General features: G+C 45.7%; 14 protein-coding genes and 1 riboswitch. Of the genes, 11 read left to right on the top strand and 3 right to left on the bottom strand.

What is annotated here, in order from left to right; translation table 11 throughout:
- Positions 1-16: 16 nt before the first annotated feature.
- The 7 genes from gsiB to LQ247_RS05765 all read left to right on the top strand — a co-directional run bounded on the left by gsiB (position 17) and on the right by LQ247_RS05765 (position 6,942).
- Positions 17-457 carry a glucose starvation-inducible protein GsiB gene (gene gsiB, locus LQ247_RS05795; RefSeq protein WP_023857883.1) on the top strand — a complete coding sequence of 147 codons (441 nt, stop codon included), beginning with the start codon at positions 17-19 and terminating at the stop codon, positions 455-457.
- Positions 458-880: 423 nt separating this feature from the next.
- On the top strand, positions 881-1,921 hold the full coding sequence (locus tag LQ247_RS05790) for an AI-2E family transporter (RefSeq protein ID WP_023857882.1): 1,041 nt from the start codon (positions 881-883) through the stop codon (positions 1,919-1,921).
- Between the two features lie 71 nt (positions 1,922-1,992).
- A riboswitch (cyclic di-AMP (ydaO/yuaA leader) is annotated at positions 1,993-2,134 on the top strand.
- Between the two features lie 74 nt (positions 2,135-2,208).
- On the top strand, positions 2,209-3,453 hold the full coding sequence (locus tag LQ247_RS05785; protein ID WP_101561691.1) for a dicarboxylate/amino acid:cation symporter: 1,245 nt from the start codon (positions 2,209-2,211) through the stop codon (positions 3,451-3,453).
- A 69-nt stretch (positions 3,454-3,522) separates the two neighbouring features.
- Positions 3,523-4,449 carry an ABC transporter ATP-binding protein gene (locus LQ247_RS05780; RefSeq protein WP_231005700.1) on the top strand — a complete coding sequence of 309 codons (927 nt, stop codon included), beginning with the start codon at positions 3,523-3,525 and terminating at the stop codon, positions 4,447-4,449.
- A complete protein-coding gene (locus tag LQ247_RS05775; RefSeq protein WP_023857879.1) occupies positions 4,442-5,209 on the top strand; it encodes an ABC transporter permease in 768 nt (255 codons plus the stop codon). The genes LQ247_RS05780 and LQ247_RS05775 overlap by 8 nt, the downstream gene beginning before the upstream one ends.
- Before the next feature lie 121 nt (positions 5,210-5,330).
- Positions 5,331-5,669: a hypothetical protein gene (locus tag LQ247_RS05770; protein WP_023857878.1), complete on the top strand. Its 339-nt coding sequence runs from the start codon at positions 5,331-5,333 to the stop codon at positions 5,667-5,669.
- Positions 5,670-5,793: 124 nt separating this feature from the next.
- Positions 5,794-6,942 carry an acyl-CoA dehydrogenase family protein gene (locus LQ247_RS05765; RefSeq protein ID WP_023857877.1) on the top strand — a complete coding sequence of 383 codons (1,149 nt, stop codon included), beginning with the start codon at positions 5,794-5,796 and terminating at the stop codon, positions 6,940-6,942.
- Positions 6,943-6,978: 36 nt separating this feature from the next.
- Here the strand turns inward: LQ247_RS05765 and fbpB are convergent, their stop codons facing one another.
- The 3 genes from fbpB to LQ247_RS05750 form a co-directional block, all read right to left on the bottom strand.
- Positions 6,979-7,134: a Fur-regulated basic protein FbpB gene (gene fbpB / locus LQ247_RS05760; protein WP_023857876.1), complete on the bottom strand. Its 156-nt coding sequence runs from the start codon at positions 7,132-7,134 to the stop codon at positions 6,979-6,981.
- Between the two features lie 2 nt (positions 7,135-7,136).
- Positions 7,137-7,295: a Fur-regulated basic protein FbpA gene (fbpA, locus tag LQ247_RS05755; protein ID WP_023857875.1), complete on the bottom strand. Its 159-nt coding sequence runs from the start codon at positions 7,293-7,295 to the stop codon at positions 7,137-7,139.
- A gap of 413 nt (positions 7,296-7,708) precedes the next feature.
- Positions 7,709-8,029: a thioredoxin family protein gene (locus tag LQ247_RS05750; RefSeq protein ID WP_003179104.1), complete on the bottom strand. Its 321-nt coding sequence runs from the start codon at positions 8,027-8,029 to the stop codon at positions 7,709-7,711.
- A 160-nt stretch (positions 8,030-8,189) separates the two neighbouring features.
- Here LQ247_RS05750 and LQ247_RS05745 point away from each other — a divergent pair, with 160 nt between their 5' ends.
- The 4 genes from LQ247_RS05745 (at position 8,190) to cshA (ending at position 13,337) form a co-directional block, all read left to right on the top strand.
- Complete coding sequence (locus tag LQ247_RS05745; protein WP_043054078.1) at positions 8,190-9,275, top strand: D-alanine--D-alanine ligase; 1,086 nt, start codon at positions 8,190-8,192, stop codon at positions 9,273-9,275.
- 116 nt (positions 9,276-9,391) lie between these two features.
- Entirely contained in the window at positions 9,392-10,762 is a 1,371-nt protein-coding gene (locus LQ247_RS05740) for a UDP-N-acetylmuramoyl-tripeptide--D-alanyl-D-alanine ligase (protein WP_035337161.1), read from the top strand.
- 65 nt (positions 10,763-10,827) lie between these two features.
- Positions 10,828-11,538 (top strand): alpha/beta hydrolase, encoded by a 711-nt coding sequence (locus tag LQ247_RS05735; protein ID WP_231005699.1) that lies wholly within the window; start codon positions 10,828-10,830, stop codon positions 11,536-11,538.
- A gap of 335 nt (positions 11,539-11,873) precedes the next feature.
- Positions 11,874-13,337, top strand: coding sequence for a degradosome RNA helicase CshA (gene cshA / locus LQ247_RS05730; protein ID WP_023857870.1), 1,464 nt, complete (start codon positions 11,874-11,876; stop codon positions 13,335-13,337).
- Positions 13,338-13,372: the final 35 nt, after the last annotated feature.

Here is a 13,372-nt window from a genome sequence, read left to right as displayed (position 1 = left end):
AAAGGAGGAATCGAAAATGGCAAACAATAATGACAACAACAAAATGAGCAGGGAAGAAGCAGGCAGAAAAGGCGGAGAAAAAACAAGCCAAAACCATGATAAAGAATTCTACCAAGAGATCGGTCAAAAAGGCGGAGAAGCAACAAGCAAAAATCATGACAAAGAATTCTACCAGGAAATCGGCGAAAAAGGCGGGGAAGCCACAAGCCGTAATCATGACAAAGAATTCTACCAGGAAATCGGTGAAAAAGGCGGAGAAGCCACAAGCCGAAACCATGATAAAGAATTCTACCAGGAAATCGGTGAAAAGGGCGGAGAAGCCACAAGCAAAAACCATGACAAAGAATTCTACCAGGAGATCGGTCAAAAAGGCGGAGAAGCCACAAGCCGAAACCATGACAAGGAGTTCTATCAAGAAAACGGTGAAAAAGGCGGACGCCAAAGAAGAAGCGGTTAATGTACGGTGAAGAGAGGGGCTGACAAACAGTCCCTCTCAGCGTGTCGACAAACCCTCGCATTCGTTGTCAGGCCTGCGCGTCGGTGCTCACGAATTGCAACATTCGCTCCGCTCCAATGCTCGGCCTTCCTAGACTGCAAGGGTTGAGGGTCACGCTGAAAGGATGACAAAATCCTAAAACTAAAAATCGTTTTAGGATTTTGTCAATAATCTGGAGGGGCTGAACATCAGCCCCTCCTTTTTTATGGAAGATGCCTGCCGCTGCCGCACGAGCGCTCATATTAAAATATTATTAATTATTGATCTTCTGAAGAGATTTCCGGTCTGTTTTGTTATATAATTTACAGATGATGCATCAAATTGTAATTATAAAAGTTTGAATGCTAAAAGTTAAGGACTAAAGTACTGGTGGGAGTGTACCGAATGGCAGCGTTGATTAAATTTTTTCAGCATCCTGGGGTCAGGCGTTTTTCAGTTTTTGTTGTATTGGCGGGAGTTTTATATCTGTTCCGCAGCATGATGAATCTCATATTGCTCACATTTATCTTTACGTTTTTGATGAACCGTCTGGAAAATGTGATCCGCGGTTTTTTAAACCGCTTTATTAAAGTCAGCCAGAGACTGATTATTTCCTGTTTGTATGCGGCTCTTGCCATCGCGCTTTCGATCGGCGGTGTGGTCTATTACCCCGTGATCGTCACCCAGATTCAGCAGCTGATCAAACAAGGAAAGTATATTGCTTCTCACCCTGACAGCATTCCTTTTCTCGATATGATCACCGGTATGTTCGGCGATATCAATTTGACATCCTATTTGGAAAAAGGTCTTAACTTTATCTATACATATATCACAGATATTAGCGCGTTTGGCCTGCAGGTGGTTATGTCATTGGTTCTCAGCATGTTCTTATTGATCGAAAAAGACAAGGTCTTGAGCTTAATGGATAAATTTAAGACGAGCAAAATAGCTATTTTCTACGAGGAAATTGCTTACTTTGGTAAAAAATTCACGAGAACGTTCGGAAAGGTGCTTGAGGCTCAGTTTATTATCGCCTCCATCAATTGCGCATTGACGACCATTGCCCTCGCGATTATGGGTTTTCCTCAGCTATTCGGCCTTGCCGTCATGGTGTTTTTCCTCGGGCTGGTTCCGGTCGCAGGCGTTGTGCTCTCCCTTATTCCGTTAAGCATTATCGCCTACAGTATCGGCGGAATCGCTTATATCGTATCACTGGTATTGGTCATCATGATCGTCCATGCGATAGAGGCCTATTTCCTCAATCCGAAACTGATGTCCGCCAAGACGGAGCTGCCGATTTTCTTCACGTTTATCGTGCTGATTTTTTCTGAACATTTCATAGGGATTTGGGGTTTAATTATCGGTATTCCGATATTTGTTTTCCTGCTTGATATCCTTGATGTCACAAGTCAAGAGAAAAGCCGAACAGCGGGCACCCGAAAATAGCATATATTTGTAAATCAGAAAATTTGGTTTACATATTTCGAATTTTCAGGTATAACTGTTATATAACGAAATAGCGCCACACGTTTAATCCTTTAGTAGGAGTGGGGGACCCGATCATTTGGGGTGAATTTTTCTGTTCCCGTGCGAACTGAAAGACGGACATCTCTTCGTCCGAACCCGTCAGCTAACCTCATCAACGTGAAGAGAGTCATGTGGAACCAATTTTAATGGTAAAAGCCCATGGGAGATCTCTCATGGGCTTTTTTTGGAAAGGGGAGATATGTTATATGAAGTTAGCAACAAAAATTATTATCGCTCTATTACTCGGTGCAGCCGTCGGTATTATACTGAACGTCACTTCGCCGGATGTATTTAGCAAGCTTAATACATTTTTATTCGGGCCGCTCGGCACGATCTTCCTCAACTTAATTAAAATGCTCGTTGTACCGATTGTTTTCTTTTCTCTCACTTTAGGGGTAGCAGGACTTGGAGATCCAAAGAAACTGGGCAGAATCGGTGCCAAAACGATTTCTTTCTTTTTAGTTACAACGGCAATTGCCATTATTATCGGACTTATTTTAGCGTTGGTCATCAAACCGGGAACCATCGGAACGTATGATACAAGCGCAGCGGAATATTCAGCTGAGAAGGCGCCGAGCATTGCCGAAACGCTTTTGAATATCATTCCGACAAACCCGGTTCAGGCAATGGCTGAAGGAAATATGCTGCAAATCATTGCTTTCTCCATTTTGGTCGGTCTCGGAATTACGATGCTCGGCAAAAAAGCGGACGCTCTTCTCAAAGTGGTTGAACAAGGTAACGATCTAATGATGTATCTCGTCAATCTCGTCATGAAGTTCGCACCGTACGGTACGTTCGGCTTGATTGCCGGGGCAATCGGAAGTCAAGGCTGGGACGCCATTAAAGCAATGGGGCTTTATATGATCGTCGTCATTCTGGCGCTGTTCATCCACACCATCGTCACATACGGCTCAGCGATTGCGTTTTTGGCAAAGCGGAACCCGCTCACATTCTTTAAAGATTTTTCAGAGGTTATGCTTGTTGCGTTCAGTACGTCAAGCAGCAACGCGACGCTTCCGGTTTCGATGGATGTCGCTCAAAGAAAGCTGAAAGTGCCAGAGCCGATCTCAAGCTTTGTTCAGCCGCTTGGAGCTACGATCAACATGGATGGCACGGCGATTATGCAAGGGGTAGCGACGGTCTTTATCGCTCAGGTGTACGGCAATGACCTGTCACTGACACAGCTGTTGATGGTTGTTCTCACCGCAGTGCTTGCCAGCATTGGAACAGCGGGTGTTCCGGGTGTCGGACTGATTATGCTCGCCATGGTTCTTCAAACAGTTGGCCTTCCAGTTGAAGGAATTGCGCTAATATTGGGAATTGACCGACTTCTGGACATGATTCGTACGGCTGTCAATACAACAGGTGATGCAGCATGCGCAGTCATCGTCACCGAAACGGAAAAGAAACACGGCAAAATCGAAGCCCCTCATAGTGAAGTGTCCGTGTAACTCAAAAATGATATAATCAAACAGTGCCTTTTCGGCACTGTTTATTTTTTTGGGAAAGAGGAGGGGGCTATGACAAAGCAGCCTGTTTTACATATAGAAAATGTTGATAAAATCATAGACGGCAAAACAATATTGAAGGATATCCGCTTAACGGCGGATGAAGGGGAGATCATCGGCCTGCTTGGACCGAACGGATCAGGAAAAACGACCCTCATCAAATTGATTACCGGGTTAATTAAAATGAAGAGCGGATCAATTGTCATAAACGGCTTTCCGATTGACCGCCAATTTGAAAAAGCGATCCGGTCGGTCGGAGCCATCGTTGAAAATCCTGAATTTTATCCGTATCTGACAGGCTATGAAAATCTGAAACACCATGCAAATATGCACGCTGGAATCGGTCGGGATAGACTGGCGGAAGTGATCAGCAGGGTCGGGCTAGAAGATGCCGCAGAAGACAAGGTCAAAACATACTCGCTCGGAATGAAACAGCGCCTCGGTATTGCCCAGGCTATTCTTCACCGGCCGAAGCTGCTGATTTTGGACGAGCCGACAAACGGATTGGACCCGGCGGGAATGAAAGATTTCCGCGAACACTTGCGTGAGCTTGCCGAAGAAGAAGGAACGGCGATCCTGTTTGCGACCCACTTGCTGAAGGAAGTGGAAGATTTGTGCGATCGGGTCGTCATCCTTCAACAAGGGAAAATCAAATCAACCGTCGTCCTCAATGATGCGGATGAAAAGCAGGAAAAGGCGATGCTGGAGGTACAGCCCTATGACAAAGCGCTTCAGTGGCTGAAAGACCAGGGATACGAAGCCCACGCCGAAAAAGGTCTCCTCGCCGTAAAGGTGGCGAAAGCGCAAATTCCTGCTTTAAATCAACAGCTTGTCGCCAATGAGATTGACGTCTATTCGATCGCTCCGTTTAAGCAGTCTCTTGAGGATGAATATATGGCGCGGACGAATGGAACGGAAGAGAGGAATACTGATGTTTAAACTGATTCAAAACGAGCATGTTAAATTGCTGAAGCGAAAAGTAACATTTGTATCGCTGGCGCTGATCGCAGTCTTTCAATTTCTCCTCGCGCTCATAACGAAAAGAATCCTGATGAGCGCCGGGACAGAGGATCATTTTATCGGCTATTTTTCATTCACCCCAAACCTGAATATCCTTTTGCAGGGGCTTTCGATTGTGGTGGCGGCTTCAATTATATCTTTTGAATATGATAAAAAGACGATCAAATTTTTGCTGATCCGCCCTGTCAGAAGAGAAAAAATTCTTGTTTCAAAATACGTGACGAGCGTGCTCGCAAGCATTTGGCTCTTTATCATTTACTACGGATTTTCTTTATTATTCGGTCTGCTCTTTTTCGGCGTGAAGCTCGACGAAAAAGCGGAGCCGCTCTTTATCAATACGGTGACAATGATCGGTACGCAGTGGTTTGAAGTATGGATGATGGTTTCCTTTGCGTTTTTATGCTCTGCATTGTTTAAAAGCAGCGCGCTCAGCATCATGGTGTCGATCGTCGTGCTGTACGGCGCCAAAATGCTTGTGACGATCATGTCGTATTTGGAAAAACCGCTCGGTAAATTTTTGTTGTTCGCTAATACTGATTTAACGCAATACGCCGGAGAGGCCAAGCCGCTTTTTAGCGGGATGACGCCTTTGTTTTCACTCGTCATCGTCTTTCTCCATCTCGTGTTTTTTCTCGGAACGGCGTGGTGGGCCTTTTGTAAACGCGATATGAAAGTATAAAATATTTTGTCTAAAGTGTGACAAAAGGAATGACATTTTTGTGAAATATGTCGTAATTACCGTGTGAATTTCCTATCCTAAATTATAATTTTAGGATAAGGGAATGGGGGATGAGTCATCCATGAAAAAATTTATTACGGCATTGCCGATTGTATTGCTGTTGTCATTTTCATTTGTTTCTTTTGCCTTTAATTTCGATCATCTTGTCTATTTTAGACTTGCGCTCGGGCTCTTTTCGCTCGCAGGTTTGTTTCTGTTATATAAATTGAAAAACGGCGTCCGCTTCTTTATGGCGTATCTTTATGGAAGCTGGGTCGTGCTGGCCGGAATCGCCGCATATGAAGAACCGCTTTTTTCCGATTTCTTCTTCGGCGGTCTCACGATCACGATGGGCTACTTAACCTACATGCTGATTTATCTCGGTATGAAGGTTGACCGTCGCGGCGGTCAAGCCGTTTAGTCAAAAGCGCACCTCGCTGAAGGTGCGCTTTTTTGTTTTGCCAAGGGTATCATTTGCACAACAAGCCGTGAACGAACTATAATACTTATTAAATCTATCGGAATTTGGTCAGGAGGATGCCGGTGTGTGTTCAATATTTGTGAAAACGGAAAGGCAGCAGGAATGGCTCGGTAAAATCGGGAAACTGGCGGATGAATTTGAGAAAACAGCAGCGTATTATGACGAACATGCCCAATTTCCCGCAGAACATATTCAAAAGCTGCGGGATTCAGGCTACACAGCGCTGACGGTCGGAAAAGAATACGGGGGAGAAGGCATTTCACTCTACGATATGCTTTTGTTTCAGGAACGGCTTGCCAAAGGAGACGGACCGACAGCTCTCAGCATCGGCTGGCACTTGAGCGTGATGGGAGAACTGGCGGAAGGAAACAGCTGGGACCGGCATGTGTTTTCATCGATTTCACAGGAAGCATTAAAGGGCGCGCTGATCAACAGAGCTGCAAGTGAAGCGCAGACGGGCAGCCCGACAAGAGGAGGACGCCCCGGAACCCATGCGGTTAAAAAGAATGGCGGATGGATTGTAAACGGACGTAAAACATTTACAACGATGTCTCCGGTTCTCGACTACTTTCTTGTCACCGCTTGGATTGAAGAGAAGCAAACGATTGGCGTTTTCTTGATCCATAAAGATGCGGAAGGCTTGGCAATAGAAGAAACGTGGGATATGGCGGCGATGAGGGGTACGGGAAGCCACGATCTGGTGCTGACCGATGTCCGTCTCGACGAATCCATGCTTGTCGAGCTGTTGGCGGGTAAAAGAACGGATAAAGTCAACGGCTGGCTGCTTCATATACCGGCTGTTTATCTAGGTATCGCACAAGCAGCGAGAGATTATGCCGTCCAATTTGCAAAAGACTATCAGCCGAACAGTTTGAAAGGTCCGATTAAAGAAGTGCCTGCTGTTCAGCGCCATATCGGCGAAATCGATTTGGAACTCATGAAAGCCCGCCACTTTATGTATCATGTCGCAGAGCTTTATGATGACCCGGAGCGCCGCGCCTTTTTAACAGGTGAGCTTGGAGCGGTTAAACATACAGTAACGAATACGGCCATTGCTGTCGTAGACAGGGCGATGAGAGTCGTCGGAGCGAAGAGTCTGGCGAGAACGAACCCGCTCCAAAGATTCTATCGCGATGTCCGGGCGGGCCTCCACAATCCGCCGATGGATGATGCGACAATCGGCAAGCTTGCTGGCATTGCATTCAGTGAATAGTAAAAAAGAAGCCGTTCAAAATGAGCGGCTTCTTTTTTAAGTTTGTTTTGCTTTAGACATTGCCAAAAGGCGGTTCTCGTGTCTGCGGTCGATCTTGTCATAAATGACTTCCATTTCTTTCGGGTTCTTGGCGATTTCTTTCTTATATTCTTCGACAAGCTGATGAAAGGTTTTAATCTTCCGTTTTGACATGATTATCCGCCTTTCTTGTTGGATTGGTATTCGCTTTCAAGTTCGCTTAAAGACAATTCGTAAAGGTGGCGCTCTTCTTTTTTATATATGCCAAGCTGGATAAGCCGCTGAATGAGTTGTTTCTTTCTCATTTCCACCGCTTTCTTTAATTGAGGGGCCATGTGATCACCTCGTCAACCTTTAGTGATATTGATAATCATTATCAATTAAGGGTATTATACTAAATAGTATCACCGAATGTAAAGAGACATCCTTAAAATAATATTGAAAAAAATTGAAAAATATGAATTATTATCCAAAAACGTATATAAAAAAAGAAGCCGACAAGGGCTTCACAACTAGAAAAAATAATTGCAAAATAGGAACAAAAAACATTCTACCTGAATATAAAAAACGAATCAAGAACTTTTTGCGAAATTTCGACATTTTCGTTTCCCGGGAAATACTCGTGTCGAATTATTAATGAAAGCTCACTTTTATGAAACAAATATTGCTGCTGTCCCGTCTTGTATAAAAAGGACATGGGCGCTCCCATGTCCTGCGGTTCAGACAAAAAATCAGAACTTTAAACGAATTAGCTAATATGTTCAGCCAGGAACTCGTTCACTTCTTCAGGTGTTTTGGCATTTGCGCTGTGAAGGTGACCCGTTTTTTCGCCGTTTTTGAAAATCAACAGGCTTGGAATGCCCATGACCTGATACTTATCGGCAAGTTCAGGAAGATCGTCTTTATTCAGCTCATACCAGTCATTTTCCTGATAAGCCTCAAGAATGTCTCCGATGAACATGTTCATGCGTGTGCAGTCCGGGCACCAGTCAGCATAAAATTTGACGATGATTTCTTTATCGGATTGGATCAGTTCATTAAATTGTGCTTCTGTTGTGATTTTTTTCAATTGCAACCTCTCCTTTTCAATGCCATTTTAATATAAAATGAAAAGGATTTACATACAAATGCTTTTTATATGCTGTTTTTAGACCGTATTAAAATAATTAGATCATTTTCCCGGGAAAGTGATAAGATAGTAAAGATGAATCCAGTGGGGGGAGTACGAATTGAAGACAAGATTAGGATTGGTATACGGCGGAAAATCAGCGGAGCATAACGTTTCTCTGCAAACCGCGCTGGCCGTCACGAAAGCATTAGATACTGAAAAATTTGATATACACCCGATTTATATAACAGAAAAAGGCGAGTGGGTGAGAGGGCCGCAACTGACAGAACCGGTTTCAAATGTGAAAATGCTTCAGTTTGAACAGACGGGCCAGACATTTTCTCCGGCATTGCTGAACCGCGATATGTTTCCGGGCGAAGCTGATGTAAAAGAAGACTCGATTGATGTTGTTTTCCCGCTTTTGCACGGACCGAATGGGGAAGACGGCACCATTCAAGGCATGCTTGAACTATTGAATGTGCCATATGTGGGCAACGGAGTCTTAGCTTCCTCTGCGGGCATGGATAAAGTGGTCATGAAGCATCTGTTTGCACAGGCAGGGCTTGACCAGGCGAAATACGTTTCATTTGTGAAAAAAACATGGAGTCACTCCAAAGAAGAAAGCTATGATCAAGTGGAAGCTGAGCTTGGTTATCCGTGCTTCGTAAAACCGGCTAACCTTGGATCAAGCGTCGGGATCAGCAAATGCAGAAACCGTGAAGAGCTTGACCAAGCCTTTGGGCTTGCATTTCAATATGACCGGAAAATTGTCGTTGAAGAGGGCGTCATCGGACGCGAAATAGAACTCGGCGTTCTGGGGAATGATGAACCTGTCTGCTCAGTCGCGGGGGAAATCGCTCCGAAGAAAGATTTTTATGACTATAAAGCAAAATATGAAGACGGCGACACTGATTTGATTATTCCGGCTTCCCTGACAGAGGACGAATACGAAACAATGCGCAGCATGGCGGTCAAAGCGTTTCAGGCGATTGACGGCTCAGGCCTTGTGAGAGCGGACTTTTTCCTTACAAACGAAGGCAGGGTCCTGATCAATGAAGTCAATACGATGCCGGGATTCACACCGTTCAGCATGTTCCCGCTTCTCTGGAAGCAATCAGGGGTTGAGTATGCTGAACTGATTGAAAAACTTGTCGCTTTGGCAATCGATCGGCACGAAGAAAAACAGCAGATCAAACATACATTTTAACGGGATGGAGCGGACCGAATCCGGGGGAAAGCGGTTCGCCCTTATATACAGCTGCAGACACTATCCTTATTTGTGGTAGTGTCTCTTTTCCTTGCTGGAGAAAGAGAGGGACATACATGATAACGAGAACGGTAAAAGAAATTGCTGAAATGTCGGAAGGCGTTTTGACGAATGAAGCTTTTGAAGGGCGTCTCGTCAAAGGCGTCTCAACCGATTCGAGAAAACTGGCGAAAGACCAACTGTTTATTCCGCTTGCAGGCGAGCGGTTCAATGGTCACGTTTTTGCAGAGCAGGCTTTTCAGGAAGGCGTCGCAGCCGTGCTGTGGAACCGGAGCGAACCGAATCCTCCGGAAGGGAAGCCGGTCATTTTAGTTGACGATACGCTGGAAGCGCTGCAGAAGCTTGCGAAGGCATACAGGCATCAGCTGGACGTGAAAATCGTCGGCGTGACCGGTTCAAATGGGAAAACGACGACAAAAGACATGATTCATGCTGTGTTGGGCACCGAGTATAAAGTGCATAAGACAGAAGGAAACTATAATAACCACATCGGCCTGCCCCTGACGATTCTGGCGATGCCGGAAGATACGGAAATCGCCATTTTGGAGATGGGGATGAGCGCCAAAGGGGAAATTGATTTTCTGACACGTCTGGCGCGTCCTGATATCGCCGTCATCACAAACATCGGCGAATCGCACCTCCTTGAACTCGGATCAAGAGAAGGAATTGCAGAGGCAAAGCTCGAAATTGTCAATGGGCTTTCAAAAGAGGGCACACTCATTTATATCGGAGATGAACCGCTGCTCGCCGAAAGGCTGAACCAGCCGCTTTACGAGACAAAGACGTTTGGAGAGGATCCGGCTTTCGACTATCAGCTTGAGGATATGACGCAGACGGAAGAGGGCACGGCATTCCGCGTCAGAGGGATCGAAAACCGGTTCTTCATCCCGGTGCTCGGAAAGCATAATGTGAAAAACGCTTTAGCTGCGATTGCGGCCGGAGACCTTCTGAATGTCAGCAGGACTCATATTGCAGAAGGGCTGACGAAACTGAAAGTGACCGGTATGCGGCTTGAGCTTGTAAAGACACGGGCCGGCGTTGCGATCATTAATGACGCCTATAATGCAAGTCCGACATCCATGAAAGCGGCGATCGAGCTTGTCGACCAGATGAAGGGATACGGCAAGAAAATGCTCGTTCTCGGCGATATGCTGGAGCTCGGCGAAGGAGAGAAAGCGTTTCATGAAGACATCGGGCAGGCAGTCAATCCGGACTCAATCGACTTTTTATTTACGTACGGGGATCTCGGTGCATATATTGCAAAAGGGGCGCTTAAACATTTTCCCGAACACCGCGTCCTTCATTTCAACCCGGAAAACAAAGACGGTTTGAAAAAGACATTGAAAGAAAAAGCGAATACAGGGGATCTGATCCTTGTCAAAGCGTCCAGAGGCATGCGTCTTGAGGATGTTATAAAAGATTTGTAAGGGAACATTGAATCATAAAGTCGTTTTTTATGTGATCATCAGTAAAAGAAAACGGGTGAATGGTCATGATAGGATGTTTATGCATTCACGGATTTACCGGAGCACCGTATGAATTGGAACCGCTGGCTTCTCATTTAAAACAAACGGCCGATTGGCGAGTCGAAATGATCACGCTGCCCGGGCACGGGGAGATGCCGGTTTTAAAAGGCGTCTGTTTTCAGGAATGGATCGCTTGCGCGGAAGTGGAGCTTGTCCGTTTGTTGAAAACGTGTGATACGGTATTTTTAATCGGATTTTCAATGGGCGGGATGATTGCCGCCTATTTAGCCGGAAAATATCCGGTCAGCCGCCTTGTCCTGTTGAGCGCGGCTGCCCAGTACATCAGCCCGGGACAGCTGATCCAGGATTTGAAGAATGTGATCAAAGATTCTTTGCGAGGCAAGCTTGAGGATAATCTGCTTTACAAAAGGTACAAACAAAAGCTGACAAGCACCCCGGTGTCTTCAGCATTTCAGTTTCGCAAGCTCGTCAAGATGACAAAGCCTGCTTTGAAAAACCTCCGGATCCCTGTGCTCATTGTTCAGGGGGAATGCGATTCAATCGTGCCGCTGTCAAGCGCGTATTATCTTTATGAAACCATACCTTCCGAAGAGAAAGAGCTGTGCCTCTTGCCGGAATCCAAGCACCATGTCTGCCTTGAAGAAAACTCCGCTGTCCTCTTTCAAACCGTTGAGGCGTTTCTCAAAAAAACGCCGATTGAATCCATAAAAAAATAAATAATTGAACGGCAATCTGCAAAAAATAATCGGGGATGCGGGCAGGGAAAAATGAGTGTATGCTGTCGAAAGCCGCACAAGCCTGTGTTACAATGTGTAAAAGACGTCACCAGGCGGGCTTGACGTTTCGCGGACGGGTCTATAGATGGCTGCCGAACCGGCGAGAGAGCACACTGCTCATTTTCATCTTGTTGAAAAACGTATAACGGAATGGTAATATAACATGTAAAGTAATTCGGGCTTTGCATAAGTATGGACCTGTCCTTTGCACAAAGGGCAGTTTTTATTGATAAAACACGATTACTGAAACAGTAAGCAGAAGGAGTTTGAATACATTGACAATAACGTTTCAAGATTTTCAATTAAGTTCTGATCTCACAAAAGCGATCAAGCGTATGGGATTTGAAGAGGCAACACCGATTCAGGCACAAACGATTCCGCTCGGCCTTGCAAATAAAGATGTGATCGGACAAGCGCAAACGGGAACAGGAAAAACGGCTGCATTTGGCATCCCCCTTGTTGAGAAAATCAACCCCGAGTCTCCTAACATTCAAGCCATTGTTATCGCACCTACTCGTGAATTAGCCATTCAAGTTTCTGAAGAGCTATATAAAATTGGACAGGATAAACGCGCTCGCGTGCTGCCGATTTACGGTGGACAGGATATCGGACGCCAGATTCGCGCGCTTAAGAAAAATCCTCATATTATCGTCGGAACACCTGGCCGTTTGCTTGACCATATCAACCGCCGCACAATGCGTCTTCAAACAGTGAACACCGTTGTGCTTGATGAAGCGGATGAAATGCTGAACATGGGATTCATCGAAGATATCGAATCCATCCTTTCCAATGTGCCCGCTGAGCATCAAACATTGCTGTTTTCTGCAACAATGCCTGCTCCAATTAAACGGATTGCAGAACGTTTCATGACCAACCCGGAGCACGTGAAAGTGAAAGCGAAGGAAATGACAGTATCAAACATTCAGCAGTTCTACCTTGAAGTACATGAACGCAAAAAGTTTGATACGCTGACACGTCTTCTTGACATCCAGTCTCCTGAACTGGCGATTGTATTCGGCCGGACAAAGCGCCGCGTCGATGAACTGACAGAAGCGCTTAATCTGCGCGGTTATACAGCTGAAGGAATCCACGGCGATTTGACTCAGGCGAAGCGGATGGTGGCACTCCGGAAATTTAAGCAAGGCGCAATTGAAGTGCTCGTTGCGACAGACGTTGCGGCGCGTGGCCTTGATATTTCAGGGGTAACGCACGTCTACAACTTCGATGTGCCGCAAGATCCTGAAAGCTATGTTCACCGCATCGGAAGAACGGGACGCGCAGGCAAAACAGGAATGGCGATGACCTTCATTACACCGCGCGAAAAAGACATGCTCCGCGCCATCGAGCAGACGACAAAACGCAAAATGGACCGCATGAAAGCACCGACTCTAGATGAGGCGATTGAAGGACAGCAGCAGGTGACGGTTGACCGCCTCCGGACGATCATCGAGGAAAATAACCTGAACTTCTATATGACGGCTGCAGCGGAATTATTGGAAGACCATGATTCTGTGACAGTTGTTGCGGCTGCCATTAAAATGATGACCAAAGAGCCGGACAACACGCCTGTCCGTTTGACGGAAGAGGCTCCGCTCAGAACGAAGCGAAATAAAAGTCACCACCCCCGTTCATCAAAACGCAGAGACGGCGGCGGCTACAGAGGAAAGAACAATCGTTCATCTTATGATAAAAAGCGTTCTTCGAATGACAGACGCCAAAAAAAATCATATAATTCATAATCAAAAGGCGGATCCTTTTTTACGGATTCGCCTTT

It is taken from the genome of Bacillus sp. BS3(2021) (assembly GCF_021043345.1).
Taxonomy (GTDB): domain Bacteria; phylum Bacillota; class Bacilli; order Bacillales; family Bacillaceae; genus Bacillus; species Bacillus paralicheniformis.
This window is presented reverse-complemented; position numbering and strand designations above follow the sequence as displayed.